The following is a 17,743-nucleotide window of genomic DNA, read 5'->3' as shown; positions in this document are numbered from 1 at the left end:
CTCACGCTCCCGTGGCGACGAGGACGACGGCGACCGCGAGGACGACGGTGCCGGCGAGCAGCGCGCTCACATAGGTCTGGAGATTGCCGGTCTGCGCTCGCCGTACGGCGACGCCGAGCCAGCGGGGCAGCGCGCCCGCGCCGCGTACGTAGGTCTCGACGACCTCCCGGTCCAGGAACCGCACCAGGGCGGCTCCGGCCTGGACCGGGCGGACGAAGACGGCCGTGTACAGGGCGTCCAGGTGGAAGCCGACGGCCGCGTGGCGGTGCAAGGGGCCGAGCAGCAGCCGTCCGGGGTCGGCGGGGTCGGGCGCGTAGGCGACGTCTCCGTAGGCGGGCTCGTGGGTGGCGATGGCCTCGGCCTCGACCAGTCCGGCGTCGCCCTCGGGGTGGGCGGCGACCGCGCCCAGGGGGACCCGGGCCGCGACCGCGCCGGTGTGGCGCCAGGCGGCGTAGGTGACCAGGCCGCCGATCAGGGCCACGCCCGTGCCGAGGACGGAGGTGGTGAGGGTCGGAGTGAGGTCGCGTCCGTCGAACCAGTCGGGCAGCACGCGGTAGGCGAACGCGCCGAGGGCGAGGGAGGGGGCCGCGAGCACCCACAGCACGACGGTCATCGTCAGCGGCTGCCGGCCGTGGTCGGGGGCCTCGGCGCCTCGCCCGTTGAAGGCCAGCAGCCACAGGCGGGTCGCGTACGCGGCGGTGAGCAGGGCCGTGAGGAGGCCGGCGACCAGGGTGATCCAGCCGGCGGCGCCGGGGGCGTGCTCGGTGTGGCCGGTGGCGACGTGCTCGGCGGCGCCGAGGACGGACTCCTTGGAGAAGAAGCCGCTGAAGGGCGGGATCGCGGCGAGCGCGAGGAGCGCCACGGTCATCGTCCAGAAGGCGTCGGGGATACGGGCGCGCAGGTCCTTCATACGGGACATGGCGGCCAGTGAGTTGGTGCCGGCCGCGTGGATGATCACGCCGGCCGCGAGGAACAGCAGCGCCTTGAAGGCGCCGTGGGACAGGAGGTGGAAGACGGCGGCGCCGCGGTCGGCGACGGAGAGGGCGCCGGTCATGTAGCCGAGCTGACCGATCGTCGAGTAGGCGAGGACGCGCTTGATGTCGTCCTGCGCGAGGGCGGCGAGACCGGAGCCGAGCATCGTGACGGCGGCCATGACGGCCAGGACGACCATCGCGGCCTGGGAGGCCTCGAAGACCGGGAGGAGACGGGCGATGAAGTAGACACCGGCGGCGACCATCGTGGCGGCGTGGATGAGCGCGGAGACGGGCGTGGGGCCCGCCATCGCGTCGGGGAGCCAGGTGTGCAGCGGGAACTGCGCCGACTTGCCCGCCACGCCCGCGAGGAGGAGCAGGGCGATCAGGGTCGGGTGGTCGAGTCCGCCGTGCGCGACGGCGTCGAGGATTTTCGTGATCCGGAAGGACCCCGCGTCGGTGGCCAGCGCGAACAGGCCGATCAGGAAGGGGACGTCACCGAGTTTGGTCACCAGGAAGGCCTTGAGGGAGGCGGCGCGGGCCTCCGGGGTCTCCCAGTAGTGGCCGACCAGGAAGTACGAGCAGATGCCCATGATCTCCCAGCCGACCAGCAGCACGATCAGGTCGCCGGAGTAGACGACGAGCAGCATCGCGGAGGTGAACAGGGAGACGAGAGCGGCGTAGGAGGGGTAGCGCGGGTCGTCGCGCAGATAGCCCGTCGAGTAGATCTGCACGCAGGTGGCGACGAAGGCGACCAGGACGGCGACGAGGGCGGCGAAGCCGTCGATGTGCAGGGCGAGTTCGATCGGGACCGAGCCGGTCGGGGTGAGTTCGATGGCCGCGTTCACCGTCTGGTCGCCGCCCTGACGTACGGCGACCACCGCGGCGAGCGCGAGGGCGGCGAGCGTCGGGACGACAGCGAGGGGGCGGACGAAGCCGGGGGCGGTGCGGCCCAGGAGCAGGCCGGCCGCGGCGCCCAGGAAGGGGAGGAGGGGGACGAGGACGGCGAGGGTGGTCGTGGTCACGCGGTGGCCTCAGCCTTCCCGGTCCGCCCGGTCTCCGCGGTCTGTTCGGCGGTGTGGGCGTCGTCGTCGGAGTCGTCGGGGCCGTGGCCCTCGGCGGTGTCGCGGAGCTTGTCGATGTCGGCGGTGCCGCGGTTGCGGTGGACGGCGAGGACGATCGCGAGGCCGATGCCGATCTCGGCCGCGGCGATGGCGATGGTGAACAGGGTCAGGGCCTGGCCGGAGTGCAGGGTCTCCTCGGCGGCCCTGCTCAGCCAGACGTCGAAGGCGACCAGGTTCAGGTTGACGGCGTTGAGCATCAGCTCGACCGACATCAGGACGAGGATGGCGTTGCGGCGGGCGAGGACCCCGTAGAGACCGGTGCAGAAGAGGAGGGCGGAGAGCACGGCGGGATAGGCGAGGTGCATCAGCGGGCACCTTCCTGGTCGGCGGGCTCGGTTTCGGGGGACGCGGTTGTGGTGGACGCGGGGCCAGTGGACTCGGTGCCGGCTGGCTTTCCTCCAGTCGACTCGAGGCCGGCTGGCTTTCCTCCGGTCGACTCTGTCCCGGCTGGCACCGCCCCAGTCCGCTTGCTTCCCGTCGGCCTGGCTGCCTCGGCCGTCCCCGTTCCCTTGACCGGCTCGGTTCCCGTGGGTGACCCATTTCGCCCTATCGGGTGAATACGGGAATTGGGGGCGGATGGGGAACTACCGGTCGCGGCTCGGGAGTTCACAGGGGGAGAGCTCGACTCCGCCTTCGCCTTGCGGGACAGGACGATCGCGCCGACCAGGGCCGCGAGGAGCAGGACGGAGAGGGCCTCGAAGGGGAGGACCCAGTTCTGGAAGAGGCTGGCACCGGTGGCCTCGGTGGAGCCGGCGGCGGGGCCGTCCAGGTCGATCCAGGTGGTGCGGAAGGCGTCCACGACCACCCAGACCAGGGCCGCGACCGCGGCGACGGCCACCGCGAGGGCGGCCCAGCGATTGCCGGAGTCGGCGTCCGGGGACCGGCCGATGGGGGCCCTCGTGAGCATCAGACCGAACAGAAGGAGGACTACGACGGAGCCGACATAGATGAGGACCTGCACCCAGGCGATGAACTCGGCGGTGAGCAGGAGGTATTCGACGGCGAGGCCGCCGAGGGCCACCACCAGCCACAGGGCGGCGTGCACCAGCTGCTTGGTGGTGACGGTGACGAGGGCGGCGCCGAAGGTGACCAGACCGACGAGCAGGAAGGCGACCTCGACGCCGGTCGGGGAGAGGAAACCGTGGGATTCGGCGGCGACTGTGGTGAGCGTGGGGTGCGCCGCCGTCGCGGTGGCTACGGCGAGGGTCACGGGGCGTCTCCCTCGGGGGCGGTCGGCCCGGTGGGCGGCTCGGTCGGCAGGTGGGTCGGTTCGGCCGGCTCGGGCTTCGGTCCGGCGGGGCCCGTCGGCTCGGGGCCAGGTGTGGCTGGTCCGGCGTTCCGTGCGACAGGCGGCTCGGACTTCGCTGTGGATGACGGGGTGTTCGGCTCGCCGTTCCTGGCCGACTCGGTGGTGGGTTCGGGCGGGTCTGTCGGCTTGGGCTGGGTCGTCGCCAGTTTCTCGGCGGTTTTGCGGGCGGCGGCGATCTCCTTCGGTTCCTCCGCGCCGGGGTCGAGGGCGGGCGGGGCCGGGACGGTCCACATCCACTCGCGGAGCTTGTCCCGCTCGTGGGTGAGGTCGCGGATGTCGGTCTCGGCGTACTCGAACTCCGGGGACCAGAACAGGGCGTCGAAAGGACACACCTCGATGCAGATACCGCAGTACATGCAGAGGGAGAAGTCGATGGCGAAGCGGTCGAGGACGTTGCGGCTGCGTTCGCGGCCACCGGGGGTCGCGGCGGGGACCGTCTCCTTGTGGGAGTCGATGTAGATGCACCAGTCGGGGCACTCGCGGGCGCACAGCATGCAGACCGTGCAGTTCTCCTCGAACAGGCCGATCACTCCGCGGGTGCGGGGCGGGAGATCGGGCTGGGTGTCGGGGTACTGCTCGGTGACGGTCTTCTTCGTCATCGTGCGCAGGGTGACGGCCAGGCCCTTGGCGAGGCCGCTGCCGGGAATCGGGGCCATAGCTACTGGATCACCACCTTGACGATGCCGGTGAGGGCGATCTGGGCGAGGGAGAGGGGGACGAGGAGGGTCCAGGAGAGCTTCTGGAGCTGGTCCTCGCGCAGGCGGGGGTAGGTCACGCGGAGCCAGATGACGACGAAGGCGAGCAGGGCTGTCTTGAGGAGGGTCCAGATCCAGCCGAGACCGTCGGCGCCCCAGGGGCCGTGCCAGCCGCCCAGGAAGAGGACGGTGGTGAGGCCGCACAGGACGACGATTCCGGCGTACTCGGCGAGGAGGAACAGGGCGAAGCGGAGGCCGGTGTACTCGGTGTAGGCACCGAAGATGATCTCCGAGTCGGCGACGGGCATGTCGAAGGGAGGGCGCTGGAGTTCGGCGAGGCCAGCGACGAAGAAGACGATCGCGCCGACGATCTGCCAGGGGAGCCACCACCATTCGAAGGCGTCGAGGATGCCGGGGAGGGAGACCGTGCCGGCCGCCATCGCCACCGAGGCGGCGGTGAGCAGCATCGGGAGTTCGTAGGCGAGGAGCTGTGCGGCGGTGCGGAGGCCGCCGAGGAGGGAGAACTTGTTGGCGGAGGCCCAGCCGGCCATGAGGGAGCCGAGGACGCCCACGCCCATGACGGCGAGCACGAAGAACACGCCCGCGTCGACGACCTCGCCCACGGCGCCCTCTCCGGGGCCGATCGGAATGGCGAGGAGGACGAGGAGGTAGGGCAGGAGGGCGACGGCGGGGGCGAGTTGGAAGATACGGCGGTCCGCGCCCGCCGGTACGACGTCTTCCTTCTGGGCGAACTTGACGCCGTCCGCGACGAGTTGGGCCCAGCCGTGGAAGCCGCCGGCGTACATGGGGCCCAGGCGGCCCTGCATGTGGGCCATCACCTTGTGCTCGGTCTGGCCGATGATCAAGGGGAAGGTGAGGAAGACGACGAAGACGATCAGGAGTCGCACGGCGACGTCGAGAGCGTCGTTCACTGCGGGCCTCCTGGCGGGTTGTCGGGGGTGCGAGGGTGGAGGGTTGAGGTGTCTGGGCTCGGCGGGTCGTTCCGGTTCGAGTCGTCGCTGTCAGCGGCTGGGTCGTCAGGGGTTGGACCGTCGGCGGTCGGATCCTCGGGGGTCGGGGCGGTGTCCTGGGGTTCTGATGCGGCCGGTTCGCGGGTCGGTGCGGTGGCCTCAGGGGTGGGCTCGTCGGACGCCGAGGGCTTTTCGGGGGCCTTGGGCGGTTCCGGGCTCTGGGAGGATTCCGCGTCCTGGGGGGCGCGGGGGCGTTCCGGTGCCGGGTCGTCGAAGGCGGGGCGGGCGTGGTGCCACGGGGCGTCCGGGCTGCGGGGGGTGGTGGGTTTGGGGCGTGCGGGGGTGGAGCTCGTGTCGTCGGGCGACGGTTCGGAGGGCGTCGTGGCGCGCTGGCTCGCGGAACCGCCTGAGGCACTGCGAGCCCGACGCGGCCCGGCCGGAGCGGCGCCGCTTCCTGCCGGGCGCGGTGAAGTGGGGGCGTCTGCCCCGGGCGAGCCCGTCGCCGGGGTCGTGGACGAGGACTCGGGCGAGCCAGTTGCCCGGGCAGCGGACTCGGGCGAGCCGGTTGCCGGAGCAGTGGACTCTGGTGAGCCGGTTACCGGAGCAGTGGACTCGGGCGTCCCGTCGGCCTGGGCTGCGGGACCGTCGCCCGTGCGGTCGGCTCCCGGTGCCGTCTGGCCGGCCGAGCCTTGCGCAGCGGTACGGGTGCGTCGGGGCGCGTCTACGGGCGAGGCACCCGGAGCATCGGCCCCCGCCTCCGTCGCCCCAGCCCCGGCCTCGGTCTGACTCACGGAACCCTCGGCCGCCGACCTCGCGCGACGCCTCCCAGCGCCCGCAGCCCCGCCCGCACCGGGCGCCGCCTCGGCCTGACTCGCCGACCCCTCGGCTGCCGTACCCGGCGTCCCGACCCCCTCCGCCTGACTCGCCGAACCTTCCGCCGCCGACCGAGCCCGACGCGGAGCCGCACCTGCAGCCCCCGCCCCGGCCCCGGCACCGGTCCTCGACGTCTCCACCTGACTGGCCGACCCCTCCGCCGCCGACCGAGCCCGACGCGGAACCGCACCCGCAGCCCCCGCCCCGGCACCTCCACCTGCACCGGCACCGGCACCGCCACCGGCCCCCGGCGTCTCCGCCTGACTCGCAGACCCCTCCGACGCCGACCGCCCCCGACGCACAGGCCGGTCGGAGGAAGGGCGGGGTGTGCGGGTGGGGCGGGTTGGGGTGGGGGGGAGTTGGCCCTTTTGGGGGCCCCAGTCGTTGGGGTCGGGGACTCCTGGGGGGAGCATCTGGCGGCGCTTGGGGCCGCCGTGTTCGGACTCGCCCGGTTCCTTCGCGCCGGGCCAGGCCTTGGCGACCCGGGCGGCCAGGACGAAGTCCTTGCGCAGGGGGTGGCCCTCGAAGGTCTCCGGGAGCAGGAGGTGGTCGAGGGAGGGGTGGCCCTCGAAGGTGACGCCGAACATCTCGTGGGTCTCGCGTTCGTGCCAGGCGGCGCCCGCGTAGATGTCGACGGCGGTGGGGAGGACCGGGGTCTCGTGGGGGACGGTTGTGCGCAGCAGCAGGCGTCGTACCGGGGAGAGGGCTGCCACGTGGGCCGCCACGCGGAAGCCGGTGCCGGGTTCGTCGACCGCGCTCAGCCAGTCGAAGTAGGTGCAGCCCAGCTCGTCGCGGGCGACAGCCAGTGCGGTGAGCCAGGACGCAGGCGGGACGTCCACCGTGAGGACCTCGTAGGACTCCTCCGCGGTGGCCTCCGGGCCGAACAGTTCCGCAGCGGGGGCGGGCAGCCAGCCGACGGCCGTCACCGCGCACCCCCCTCAACAGAACCAGACCCAGAACCGGAACCAGAACCAGAACCAGTTGCAGGCTCAGTGCCGGAAACAGGTCCGGTCGCCGGGTCCGGTCCCTGCACCAACCCGCTCTGCAGCGCCGCCACCGACGCGCGGCCCCCGGCCGTCCCGGACGTCCCGGCCGTCGCGGACGTCACCCCGTACCGCTCCCCCAGCGACTCCCTGGCGATCTTCTCCTGGAGCTTCAGGATGCCCTGGAGCAGGGCTTCGGGGCGCGGCGGGCAGCCCGGGACGTAGACGTCCACCGGGATGATCTGGTCGACGCCCTTCGTGACCGAGTAGGAGTCCCAGTAGGGGCCGCCGCAGTTGCTGCACGCGCCGAAGGAGATGACGTACTTGGGCTCGGGCATCTGTTCGTACAGACGCTTCACGGCCGGTGCCATCTTGTCCGTGACCGTGCCGGAGACGACCATCAGGTCGGCCTGGCGGGGGCCCGGCGCGAAGGGGATGACGCCGAGGCGGATGAAGTCGTGGCGGGCCATCGACGCGGCGATGAACTCGATCGCGCAGCAGGCGAGGCCGAAGTTGAAGACCCAGAGGGAGTACCGGCGGCCCCAGTTGAGGACCACCTTCATCGGCTCGGGGGCGAGACGGGCGAGCGCGCCCAGCCGCTTCGGCTCCGGGAGCAGAACGGGTTCCGTGGCAGCGAGGTCGGCGCCGGGGGTCACGTCCATGCCAGGACACCCTTCTTGTACGCGTACAACAGCCCTACGGCGAGGAAGCCCAGGAAGATGAACATCTCGACGAGGGTCGTGGCGCCGTAGCCGGGCGCCGCGAAGACCGTCGCCCAGGGGAACAGGAAGATCGAGTCGACGGCGAAGATGACGTAGAGGAAGGCGTAGACGTAGTAGCGGACCTGGGTGTGGGCCCAGCCCTCGCCGACGGGGTCGACTCCGCACTCGTACGTCAGGAGTTTCTCGGGGGTGGGGACCACGGGTCGCAGCAGGCGTCCGGCGCCGAAGGCGACCGCGACGAACAGCACGCCGACGACGGCGAGCAGTCCGACGACCGAGTACGACTGGAAGTAGTCCGCCGCGACGACAGTCGGATCGACGGCGCTTGCACCGACGACGGTCGGTTCCGGCACGTCCGCCCCTCGCTCCCTGTGAGCTGCCCTGTGAGCTGCTGAACACCGCTGTTCGACGATCTGTACGCACGGGAGTCTAGGCCCTCGTAAAGGCACGGTAAGCAGCCCGTCACCCCGTAAAGGAACGGGGGTGGGGTTTTCCCCAGCACGGCGCGGCGGTCCGCCTCATGGCGCAGGGCCCGCGCGCGCGGCACGCTAGCCCATATGACCGAACGCCACTCCTCCCCGAGCCGTGCCGTGACCGCCGCAGGAAGCGGCGAGGGCAGCCGGCTGCCACCGGCCCGTCTCGCCTATGACGCGCACACCTGGAAGGAGATCGCGCACCTCCTGGCGAACCTTCCGGTGTCGGTCTTCGGATTCGTCTACGTCGTGACGGTGCTGTTCACCGGTTTCTGGCTGACCGTGACGGTGATCGGTTTCCCGCTGCTCGCGGCCGGTCTGCTGGGCGCGCGGCAGCTGGGCAAGCTGGAGCGGGCGCGGGCCCGGGCGCTGCTGGGTGTGCGGGTGGACGAGCCGAGCCGGCTGCCGTGGCGTGCCAAGAACGGTGCCAACGGGTTCTTCGCCCAGCTGTGGATGGGGGTGAAGGACCCCGTGGGCTGGCGGACGGTGCTGTACGACTTCATCCGGCTGCCGTGGGGGGTGCTGACCTTCACCGTCACGTTGACGTCGTTGTTCGTGCTGTGGCCGGTGCTGCCGTTCATCGCGCGGGGTCTGGCCAACGTGGACCGGGCGATGGTGCGGGGGCTGCTGTCGCCCTCCGACGAGCTGGAACGCCGTATCGCCGAACTGGAGTCCGACCGGGGGGTCGTGGTCGACACGGCCGCCGCCGATCTACGGCGGATCGAGCGCGATCTGCACGACGGGGCGCAGGCCCGGCTGGTCAACCTGGCCATGGGGCTCGGCCTCGCGAAGGAGAAGCTCCTGGAGGACCCCGAGTACGCGCAGGCGATGGTCGCGGAGGCGCACGGCGAGGTGAAGCTGGCGCTCCAGGAGCTGCGGGATCTGGCGCGGGGGATTCATCCCGCCGTGCTGACCGACCGCGGGCTCGACGCCGCCCTCTCCTCGGTCGCCTCGCGCTGCACGGTGCCGGTGAAGGTGACCGCCGACCTCGACTCGCGGCCGGTCCAGGCGATCGAGGGGATCGCCTACTTCACCGTCTCGGAGCTGCTGCAGAACATCAGCAAGCACAGTGGGGCGCGGTCGGCGTCGGTCGACGTGTGGCGGGCGGAGGACCGGCTGCTCATCCAGGTGTGGGACGACGGCCGCGGCGGTGCCCGGCTGGACGGGGGCACCGGTATGCGCGGGCTCGCGGAGCGGCTCGACGCGGTCGACGGGCTGTTCGTCATCGACTCGCCGCCGGGCGGGCCGACGGTCGTCACGGCGGAGCTGCCGTGGCGGGACCGGGCCTCGGAAAGGCCGTAGCAGCGGGGAAGGGTGGGGAAAACCCCCCTTCCAAGACGCCGACGGCCTCCATGGTCCGTTGAGCTGCGGCGCAGCAGGGTGGAGGTACGACAACCGGTGGGACAGCCGGTAGGGCACCGCAGGGCGGGACGAGGAAGAAGGACGACGTCGATGGCCACGGACTACGGGTACGACAGTGGGCTCGGGTTCCCCGGGGAAGTGCGGCGGCATCGGGTGCCGGCGGGGCTGCGGGCGCCGTTCGAGGGGCGGACCTGGCGGGAGCTCGGCTATGTGCTGCTGAGCCTGCCGATCAGCATCGTGATGTTCACGTACGCCGTCACGATGGTCTCGCTGGGCGCGGGTCTGCTGGTGACCTTCCTCGGCATCCCGGTCTTCGCGGCGGGACTCGCCGGGTGCCGTGGGCTCGGGGCGCTGGAGCGGGCGCGGGCGCGGGGGCTGCTGGACCTGGAGGTCGCGGACCCGGAGCCGCTCAGGGCGCGGGGGTCCGGGTTCATGGCGTGGATCGGGGCGGTGCTGAAGAGCGGGACGTCGTGGCGGACGCTGCTGTACTCGGTGCTGCACCTGCCGTGGGCGGTGTTCTCGTTCGTCGTCGCGGTGAACTTCTGGGTGTACGGCTGGGCGCTGCTGACGTATCCGCTGTGGTTCTGGGTCTTCCCGGCGTACGTCGGTCAGGACGGGCTTCAGCTCTACGGCGACGAGACCCACCACATCTACCTGGACAACCCGTTCGAGATCGGGGTGACCGCGCTGGTGGGGCTGTTGTTCACGCTGGCGACGCCGTGGATCGTGCGGGCGCTGACGACGGTGGACCGGGTGATGGTGCACGGGCTGCTGGGGCCGACCCGGCTGTCGGCGCGGGTGGTGGAGCTGGAGTCGGACCGGGGGGTCGTGGTGGACACGGCCGCGGCGGATCTGCGGCGGATCGAGCGGGATCTGCACGACGGGGCGCAGGCCCGGCTGGTGGCGCTGGCGATGGATCTGGGGCTGGCGAAGGAGAAGCTCACGGAGGATCCGGCGGCGGCGGCGCGGATGGTGGACGAGGCGCACGGTGAGGTGAAGACGGCGCTGCAGGAGCTGCGGGATCTGGCGCGGGGGATTCATCCGGCGGTGCTGACGGACCGGGGGCTGGACGCGGCTCTGTCCTCGGTGGCCTCGCGTTGCACGGTGCCGGTGCAGGTGGAGGTGGATCTGCCGTCGCGGCCGGCGCCGGCGATCGAGGGGATCGCGTACTTCACGGTGTCGGAGCTGTTGCAGAACATCAGCAAGCATTCCCGGGCGACGTGGGCTGCGGTGGATGTGTGGCGGGTCGAGGACCGGCTGTTGTTGCAGGTCGTGGACAACGGGGTGGGTGGGGCCGATGTGTCCTCCGGGTCGGGGCTTGCGGGGCTTGCGGAGCGGTTGGACGCGGTCGACGGGATTCTGGTGGTGGATTCGCCGGTCGGGGGGCCCACTCGGGTGACGGCGGAGTTGCCTTGGCGGGGGGATCGGTTGTGACGGGTTCCGTGTGACGGGGCGGTGGGGGGGTTCGCCCCCGCCGCCCTTACCCGTCCCTCCCCCAGAGGGGGGACCCCCACCAGGGGCGCTGCCCCTTCGACCCCGCCCCGGACCGCCGCCCCTGGGGGCTCCGCCCCCAGACCCCCGTCGGCCCTGAAGGGGCCTCGTCCTCAAGCGCCGGACGGGCTGGAATGTGGCCGGGTTCCAGCCGTGACCCCCTGTTCTCGCGCCTTTGTTCGTATCTGCCGCCCCCTAATCCCGTTGCCCCCGCCCCTCCGCATCCGAATGCTGGAATGCTGGACTTGTTCAGTGGGTGGCATGGAGTGGGCTGGGGGGCCGAGGTCGTGGAGGACAGGGTGCGGGTGGTCATCGCCGAGGATTCGGTGCTGCTGAGGGAGGGCCTGACCCGGTTGCTGACCGACCGCGGGCACGACGTCGTGGCCGGTGTGGGAGACGGGGACGCGCTGGTCAAGACCATCGGTGAGCTGGACGCCCAGGGCGAGCTGCCCGACGTCGTCGTGGCCGATGTGCGGATGCCGCCGACGCACACCGACGAAGGTGTGCGAGCCGCCGTACAACTGCGCAAGACACATCCCGGACTCGGGGTACTCGTACTGTCGCAGTACGTGGAGGAGCGGTACGCCACCGAGCTGCTGGCCGGGTCCAGCCGCGGGGTGGGGTACCTGCTCAAGGACCGGGTCGCGGAGGTGCGTGAGTTCGTGGACGCGGTGGTGCGGGTGGCCGGGGGCGGTACCGCTCTGGACCCGGAGGTGGTCGCTCAGCTGCTGGGACGCAGCCGTAAGCAGGACGTGCTCGCGGGCCTCACCCCCCGGGAGCGGGAGGTGCTCGGGCTGATGGCCGAGGGTCGGACCAACTCGGCGATCGCGCGGCAGCTGGTGGTCAGCGACGGGGCCGTGGAGAAGCACGTCAGCAACATCTTCCTGAAGCTGGGGCTGTCGCCGAGCGACGGGGACCACCGGCGGGTGCTGGCCGTGCTCACCTATCTGAACTCATGAACATCTGACACCGTGTCAGAAAACGGGAGAACCGCGGGAACCGAGGGAGCGTCTTCAAGGAAAGCGCCGGGGGGCGTGCAAATGGTGACAAGTCAGGGCGGCAAACCGTCTCAGAACCATGTCCATCATGCGAATGGCCGAGGGAAGGCGAACCCTGCGGTCGTAGGGTTGATCCTGGGAAGGCCTGCGGGAAGGCCGCTCCCGAACAGCCGCCTCGAGGGAGGTCCAGTTCAGTGACCAGTCAGGTCAGCAGCCCAGCGGAGCAGGCCGACGAAGCCGTCGTGGGAGAGCAGCGCAAAGAGCCGGGCGTGAAGGATGTCCGCCGTCTCGACCGGGTGATCATTCGTTTCGCGGGTGACTCCGGTGACGGTATGCAACTCACCGGGGACCGTTTCACCTCGGAGACGGCGTCCTTCGGCAACGACCTGTCCACCCTTCCCAACTTCCCCGCCGAGATCCGGGCCCCTGCCGGAACCCTGCCGGGGGTCTCCTCCTTCCAGCTCCACTTCGCCGACCACGACATCCTCACGCCCGGGGACGCGCCGAACGTGCTCGTGGCCATGAACCCCGCCGCCCTGAAGGCGAACATCGCCGACCTGCCCCGGGGCGCGGAGATCATCGTCAACACGGACGAGTTCACCAAACGGGCGATGCAGAAGGTGGGGTACGCGGCCTCGCCGCTGGAGGATGGGTCACTCGACGGGTACAGCCTTCACCCGGTCCCCCTGACCACGCTGACCGTCGAGGCCCTCAAGGATTTCGACCTCAGTCGCAAAGAGGCCGAGCGCAGCAAGAACATGTTCGCGCTCGGCCTCTTGTCGTGGATGTACCACCGGCCCACCGAGGGCACGGAGAAGTTCCTGCGGACCAAGTTCGCGAAGAAGCCGGAGATCGCCGAGGCGAACCTGGCGGCCTACCGGGCGGGCTGGAACTTCGGCGAGACCACCGAGGACTTCGCCGTCTCCTACGAGATCGCGCCGGCCACCAAGGCCTTCCCGGTCGGCACCTACCGCAACATCTCCGGGAACCTCGCGCTGTCCTACGGACTGGTCGCCGCGTCCCGCCAGGCGGACCTGCCGCTGTTCCTGGGCTCGTACCCGATCACCCCGGCCTCGGACATCCTGCACGAGCTGAGCAAGCACAAGAACTTCGGTGTACGGACCTTCCAGGCCGAGGACGAGATCGCGGGCATCGGCGCGGCCCTGGGCGCGGCCTTCGGCGGTTCGCTGGCCGTCACCACCACCTCCGGTCCGGGGGTGGCGCTGAAATCCGAGACGATCGGTCTCGCGGTCTCCCTTGAGCTGCCGCTGCTCGTGATCGACATCCAGAGAGGCGGGCCGTCCACCGGTCTGCCGACCAAGACCGAGCAGGCGGACCTGCTCCAGGCGATGTTCGGGCGCAACGGCGAGGCGCCGGTGCCGATCGTCGCGCCCTGCACCCCGGCCGACTGCTTCGACGCGGCGCTGGAGGCGGCCCGGATCGCGCTGACCTACCGCACGCCGGTGATGCTGCTCTCGGACGGCTACCTGGCCAACGGCTCCGAGCCCTGGCGCATCCCCGAGCTGGACGAACTCCCGGACCTCACCGTGCAGTTCGCGCAGGGCCCGAACCACACGCTGGACGACGGCACCGAGGTCTTCTGGCCCTACAAGCGCGATCCGCAGACCCTCGCCCGTCCCTGGGCGGTGCCCGGCACACCCGGCCTCGAACACCGCATCGGCGGCATCGAGAAGGAGGACGGGACCGGAAACATCTCCTACGCCCCGGCCAACCACGACTTCATGGTCCGGACCCGGCAGGCCAAGATCGACGGGATCGACGTACCGGATCTGGAAGTCGACGATCCGCACGAGGCGCGCACGCTGGTGCTGGGCTGGGGGTCGACGTACGGGCCCATCACGGCGGCGGTACGACGGCTGCGGACGGCCGGCGAGTCGATCGCGCAGGCCCATCTGCGCCACCTCAACCCCTTCCCGCGCAACCTGGGCGCGGTGCTGAAGGCGTACGACAAGGTCGTGATCCCCGAGATGAACCTCGGGCAGCTCGCCACGCTGGTGCGGGCGAAGTACCTGGTCGACGCGCACAGCTACAACCAGGTCAACGGCATGCCGTTCAAGGCCGAACAGCTCGCCACGGCTCTCAAGGAGGCCATCGATGGCTGAGACGTCCACGGAAGGCGCGGGCACGATCGAGGCACTCTCGCTCGTCCCCAAGGCCGAGGCGCGCCAGAGCATGAAGGACTTCAAGAGCGACCAGGAAGTCCGCTGGTGCCCCGGCTGCGGTGACTACGCGATCCTCGCGGCGGTCCAGGGCTTCATGCCGGAGCTCGGGCTGGCCAAGGAGAACATCGTCTTCGTCTCGGGCATCGGCTGCTCGTCCCGTTTCCCGTACTACATGAACACGTACGGCATGCACTCGATCCACGGGCGGGCGCCGGCGATCGCGACGGGGCTCGCGGCCTCGCGCCGGGACCTGAGCGTGTGGGTGGTGACGGGTGACGGTGATGCCCTCTCGATCGGCGGGAACCACCTGATCCACGCCCTGCGGCGGAACGTGAACCTGAAGATCCTGCTGTTCAACAACCGGATCTACGGCCTCACGAAGGGGCAGTACTCCCCCACCTCCGAGGTCGGCAAGATCACGAAGTCGACGCCGATGGGGTCGCTGGACGCGCCCTTCAACCCGGTGTCGCTGGCGATCGGCGCGGAGGCGTCCTTCGTGGCGCGGACGGTGGACTCGGACCGCAAGCACCTCACGTCGGTGCTGCGGGAGGCGGCCGCCCACCCGGGTACGGCCCTCATCGAGATCTACCAGAACTGCAACATCTTCAACGACGGCGCCTTCGAGGCCCTCAAGGACAAGCAGCAGGCCGAGGAGGCGGTGATCCGCCTGGAGCACGGGCAGCCGATCCGCTTCGGCGCGGACCTGTCCAAGGGCGTGGTCCGGGACGCGGCGACCGGTGACCTGAAGGTGGTGCCGGTGACGCCGGCGAACGAGGCGGAGATCCTGGTCCACGACGCGCACTCCGCGTCCCCGACGACCGCCTTCGCCCTGTCCCGCCTGGCCGACCCGGACACCCTCCACCACACCCCGATCGGCGTCTTCCGCTCGGTGAACCGCCCGGTCTACGACACCCAGATGTCGGACCAACTGGACGCGGCGATCGAACAGAACGGCAAGGGGGACCTGGGGGCGCTGCTGGCCGGCGGGGACACCTGGACGGTGGTGGGCTGACCCACCGCACGCACGGGGCCCGGATGCGACTCGGCATCCGGGCCCCGGTCGTTCACCTGTCCGGGCCGCCGGTGCTAGAGGGCCGCTCAGGCCTGCTTCTTCTCCGTGTCGTATCTCTCCCGTGCCTCCAGTACCGCCTCCATCCGGCGGGAGGTCCACTCCGCCAGAGCCCGTACCTGTTCCGCTGCCTCGCGGCCCAGGGGGGTGAGGGAGTAGTCGACCCTCGGGGGGATGACCGGCTGGGCGTCTCGGTGGACGAGGCCGTCCCGTTCCAGGGTCTGGAGCGTCTGCGTCAGCATCTTCTCGCTGACCCGGCCGATCGCCCTGCGGAGTTCGCTGAAGCGGTACGGGCGGTCCAGGAGTTGCATCAGGACCAGGACGCCCCAGCGGCTCGTCACGTGTTCCAGGACCAGGCGGTGGGGGCACATCGCCTCACCCTGGGTGGCCGCCGCCGCCGAGAGGATCTTCTCCGTACTTACCGACATGCCAGTACCTTACTTCAAAGTGGGTACTTTCGCAGAGTTAGCGCCTCCCCTAGGGTTAGTGCCAACGCACCCCACTAGGAGATCGCACATCATGAGCATCGTCGTCACCGGAGCCACCGGACACCTCGGCCGCCACGTCGTTCAGCAGCTGCTCGAGAAGGTCCCGGCCGAGCAGATCACCGCCGTCGTCCGCACCCCGGAGAAGGCCGCCGACTTCGCGGAGAAGGGCGTGAGGATAGCCGTCGCCGACTACAACAGCCCCGAGACCTTCGACAGCGTCTTCGCGGCCGGCGACAAGGTGCTGCTGATCTCCGGCAACGAGTTCGAGAAGGGCCGCCCCGCCCAGCACCAGGTCGTCATCGACGCCGCCAAGGCCGCGGGCGTGGCGCTGCTGGCGTACACCAGCGCCCCCGGGTCCCTGACCGCCGCGCTCGCCGACGACCACCGGGCCACCGAGGAGGCGCTGCTCGCCTCCGGCCTGCCCTACTCGCTGCTGCGCAACGGCTGGTACAACGAGAACTACACCGAGAACCTCGCCCCCGTCCTTGAGTACAACGCCGTCGTCCAGGCCGCCGGTGACGGCCGCGTCTCCTCCGCCTCGCGCGCCGACTACGCGGCCGCCGCGGTCGCCGTGCTGACCGGCGAGGGGCACGAGAACTCGACGTACGAGCTCGGCGGCGACGAGGCCTGGAGCTTCGCCGAGTACGCGGCCGAGCTGAGCAAGCAGACCGGCAAGGAGATCGCCTACAACGCCGTCTCCGTCGAGGCCTACACCGGGATCCTGACCGGCGCCGGGCTGCCCGGGCCGCTCGCCGCGACCCTCGCCGGTGTCGACGCCTCCATCGAGAAGGGCGAGCTGGTCGTCTCCTCCGGTGACCTGTCCCGCCTGGCCGGCCGTCCCACCACCCCGATCGCCGAGTCCATCGCGGTCGCGCTCAAGGGCTGACCTCACTCCCCCGGCAGCCCCTGGGCGCCCCACCCCCGCCTGTCATGACCGTATAGCGATACGGGCATGACAGGCGGGGGTGCTCGGCGTTACCGTCGAGCAGGCGGCGACGTGCGAGGAGGAGGGTCCGTGAAGTCGAGAGGCGAGCGGCACATAGGTCTGCTGAACGGCTTCGCCGCGTACGGGATGTGGGGCCTCGTGCCGCTGTTCTGGCCGCTGCTCAAGCCCGCCGGAGCCGCCGAGATCCTCGCCCACCGGATGGTGTGGTCCCTCGTCTTCGTCGCCGTCGCGCTGGTCTTCGTACGGCGCTGGGCCTGGGCCGGGGAGCTGCTGCGGCAGCCCCGCAGGCTGGTGCTGATCACCGTGGCCGCCGCCGTCATCACCGTGAACTGGGGCGTCTACATCTGGGCCGTGAACTCCGGCCATGTCGTCGAGGCCTCGCTCGGGTACTTCATCAACCCCCTCGTCACCATCGCCATGGGCGTGCTGCTGCTGAAGGAGCGGCTGCGGCGCGTGCAGTGGGTGGCGGTCGGGGTCGGCGCCGCCGCGGTGCTGGTCCTGACCATCGGGTACGGGCGGCCGCCGTGGATCTCCCTCACGCTCGCCTTCTCCTTCGCCACCTACGGCCTGGTCAAGAAGAAGGTCAACCTCGGCGGCGTGGAGTCACTGGCCGCCGAGACCGCGATCCAGTTCCTGCCCGCCCTCGGTTACCTGCTGTGGCTGAGCTCCCGGGGCGGCCTCAGCTTCACCGCCGAGGGCCCGGGGCACGCGGCGCTGCTCGCCTCGACCGGCATCGTCACCGCGCTCCCCCTGGTCTGCTTCGGCGCCGCCGCGATCCGCGTGCCGCTGTCCACGCTGGGGCTGCTTCAGTACCTGGCCCCGGTCTTCCAGTTCCTGCTCGGCGTCCTCTACTTCCACGAGGAGATGCCGCCCGAGCGGTGGGCCGGGTTCGCACTGGTCTGGCTGGCGCTGTCGCTGCTCACCTGGGACGCCCTGCGCACCGCGCGGACACTCAGGAGGGAGATCAGCAGGCCCAGGACGACCATGACGACGGGCACGGTCAGTGCCGTACGGAAGGCGGAGAGCCTGGCCTCGGGTCCGGAGCCGCTGGACTCGCCCGCCGCGAGGCCGTAGACCGCCGTCAC

At 70.9% G+C, this 17,743-nt stretch carries 14 protein-coding genes and 2 pseudogenes; 7 read left to right on the top strand and 9 right to left on the bottom strand.

What is annotated here, in order from left to right; translation table 11 throughout:
• Position 1 precedes the first annotated feature (1 nt).
• From AC2XR2_RS26605 to AC2XR2_RS26570, 8 genes and pseudogenes are all read right to left on the bottom strand, one after another.
• Positions 2–1,996, bottom strand: a complete 1,995-nt coding sequence (locus AC2XR2_RS26605) for an NADH-quinone oxidoreductase subunit 5 family protein (RefSeq protein ID WP_491516496.1) — start codon at positions 1,994–1,996, stop codon at positions 2–4.
• Entirely contained in the window at positions 1,993–2,400 is a 408-nt protein-coding gene (gene nuoK, locus AC2XR2_RS26600) for an NADH-quinone oxidoreductase subunit NuoK (protein ID WP_381307757.1), read from the bottom strand. Before nuoK ends, AC2XR2_RS26605 begins: the two co-directional genes overlap by 4 nt.
• Before the next feature lie 170 nt (positions 2,401–2,570).
• Positions 2,571–3,305 (bottom strand): annotated as a pseudogene (locus AC2XR2_RS26595) (NADH-quinone oxidoreductase subunit J family protein); the annotation flags it as partial.
• The gene (locus AC2XR2_RS26590; RefSeq protein ID WP_491516495.1) at positions 3,302–4,060 is read right to left on the bottom strand and encodes a NuoI/complex I 23 kDa subunit family protein; all 759 of its coding nucleotides are present in this window, start codon (positions 4,058–4,060) and stop codon (positions 3,302–3,304) included. The gene AC2XR2_RS26590 and the pseudogene AC2XR2_RS26595, both read right to left, overlap by 4 nt.
• Positions 4,061–4,062: 2 nt before the next feature.
• The gene (locus AC2XR2_RS26585; protein WP_491516494.1) at positions 4,063–5,031 is read right to left on the bottom strand and encodes a complex I subunit 1/NuoH family protein; all 969 of its coding nucleotides are present in this window, start codon (positions 5,029–5,031) and stop codon (positions 4,063–4,065) included.
• A gap of 806 nt (positions 5,032–5,837) precedes the next feature.
• Positions 5,838–6,869, bottom strand: a pseudogene (locus tag AC2XR2_RS26580) (NADH-quinone oxidoreductase subunit C); the annotation flags it as partial.
• Positions 6,866–7,588, bottom strand: coding sequence for an NADH-quinone oxidoreductase subunit B (locus tag AC2XR2_RS26575; protein WP_491516493.1), 723 nt, complete (start codon positions 7,586–7,588; stop codon positions 6,866–6,868). The gene AC2XR2_RS26575 and the pseudogene AC2XR2_RS26580, both read right to left, overlap by 4 nt.
• Positions 7,579–8,001: an NADH-quinone oxidoreductase subunit A gene (locus AC2XR2_RS26570; RefSeq protein WP_330265046.1), complete on the bottom strand. Its 423-nt coding sequence runs from the start codon at positions 7,999–8,001 to the stop codon at positions 7,579–7,581. The genes AC2XR2_RS26575 and AC2XR2_RS26570 overlap by 10 nt, the downstream gene beginning before the upstream one ends.
• A gap of 204 nt (positions 8,002–8,205) precedes the next feature.
• On the opposite strand from AC2XR2_RS26570, the gene AC2XR2_RS26565 reads away from it, so the two are divergent.
• From AC2XR2_RS26565 to AC2XR2_RS26545, 5 genes are all read left to right on the top strand, one after another.
• A complete protein-coding gene (locus AC2XR2_RS26565) occupies positions 8,206–9,423 on the top strand; it encodes a sensor histidine kinase (RefSeq protein WP_330265047.1) in 1,218 nt (405 codons plus the stop codon).
• A gap of 150 nt (positions 9,424–9,573) precedes the next feature.
• Positions 9,574–10,917: a sensor histidine kinase gene (locus AC2XR2_RS26560; protein ID WP_381307745.1), complete on the top strand. Its 1,344-nt coding sequence runs from the start codon at positions 9,574–9,576 to the stop codon at positions 10,915–10,917.
• A 356-nt stretch (positions 10,918–11,273) separates the two neighbouring features.
• The gene (locus AC2XR2_RS26555; RefSeq protein WP_381302165.1) at positions 11,274–11,933 is read left to right on the top strand and encodes a LuxR C-terminal-related transcriptional regulator; all 660 of its coding nucleotides are present in this window, start codon (positions 11,274–11,276) and stop codon (positions 11,931–11,933) included.
• A gap of 233 nt (positions 11,934–12,166) precedes the next feature.
• A complete protein-coding gene (locus AC2XR2_RS26550; RefSeq protein ID WP_449352399.1) occupies positions 12,167–14,095 on the top strand; it encodes a 2-oxoacid:acceptor oxidoreductase subunit alpha in 1,929 nt (642 codons plus the stop codon).
• Complete coding sequence (locus tag AC2XR2_RS26545; RefSeq protein WP_491516492.1) at positions 14,088–15,167, top strand: 2-oxoacid:ferredoxin oxidoreductase subunit beta; 1,080 nt, start codon at positions 14,088–14,090, stop codon at positions 15,165–15,167. Before AC2XR2_RS26550 ends, AC2XR2_RS26545 begins: the two co-directional genes overlap by 8 nt.
• Before the next feature lie 86 nt (positions 15,168–15,253).
• Here the strand turns inward: AC2XR2_RS26545 and AC2XR2_RS26540 are convergent, their stop codons facing one another.
• Positions 15,254–15,652 carry a winged helix-turn-helix transcriptional regulator gene (locus tag AC2XR2_RS26540; protein ID WP_449352400.1) on the bottom strand — a complete coding sequence of 133 codons (399 nt, stop codon included), beginning with the start codon at positions 15,650–15,652 and terminating at the stop codon, positions 15,254–15,256.
• 91 nt (positions 15,653–15,743) lie between these two features.
• On the opposite strand from AC2XR2_RS26540, the gene AC2XR2_RS26535 reads away from it, so the two are divergent.
• The gene (locus tag AC2XR2_RS26535) at positions 15,744–16,598 is read left to right on the top strand and encodes an SDR family oxidoreductase (protein WP_391191732.1); all 855 of its coding nucleotides are present in this window, start codon (positions 15,744–15,746) and stop codon (positions 16,596–16,598) included.
• A 129-nt stretch (positions 16,599–16,727) separates the two neighbouring features.
• The gene (rarD, locus tag AC2XR2_RS26530; RefSeq protein WP_381302152.1) at positions 16,728–17,732 is read left to right on the top strand and encodes an EamA family transporter RarD; all 1,005 of its coding nucleotides are present in this window, start codon (positions 16,728–16,730) and stop codon (positions 17,730–17,732) included.
• The last annotated feature ends 11 nt before the right edge of the window (positions 17,733–17,743 follow it).

It is taken from the genome of Streptomyces sp. LS-MS-L19 (assembly GCF_058382285.1).
The sequence above is the reverse complement of the archived record's forward strand: the minus strand, read 5'-3'. Positions and strand labels throughout refer to the sequence as shown.

Bases quoted from the DNA above. Each gene is read 5' to 3' on its own strand.
- AC2XR2_RS26560 (WP_381307745.1), top strand. From the start codon at position 9,574: ATGGCCACGGACTACGGGTACGACAGTGGGCTCGGGTTCCCCGGGGAA.
- AC2XR2_RS26565 (WP_330265047.1), top strand. From the start codon at position 8,206: ATGACCGAACGCCACTCCTCCCCGAGCCGTGCCGTGACCGCCGCAGGA.
- AC2XR2_RS26545 (WP_491516492.1), top strand. From the start codon at position 14,088: ATGGCTGAGACGTCCACGGAAGGCGCGGGCACGATCGAGGCACTCTCG.
- AC2XR2_RS26535 (WP_391191732.1), top strand. From the start codon at position 15,744: ATGAGCATCGTCGTCACCGGAGCCACCGGACACCTCGGCCGCCACGTC.
- AC2XR2_RS26540 (WP_449352400.1), bottom strand. From the start codon at position 15,652: ATGTCGGTAAGTACGGAGAAGATCCTCTCGGCGGCGGCGGCCACCCAG.
- AC2XR2_RS26575 (WP_491516493.1), bottom strand. From the start codon at position 7,588: ATGGACGTGACCCCCGGCGCCGACCTCGCTGCCACGGAACCCGTTCTG.
- AC2XR2_RS26590 (WP_491516495.1), bottom strand. From the start codon at position 4,060: ATGGCCCCGATTCCCGGCAGCGGCCTCGCCAAGGGCCTGGCCGTCACC.
- nuoK (WP_381307757.1), bottom strand. From the start codon at position 2,400: ATGCACCTCGCCTATCCCGCCGTGCTCTCCGCCCTCCTCTTCTGCACC.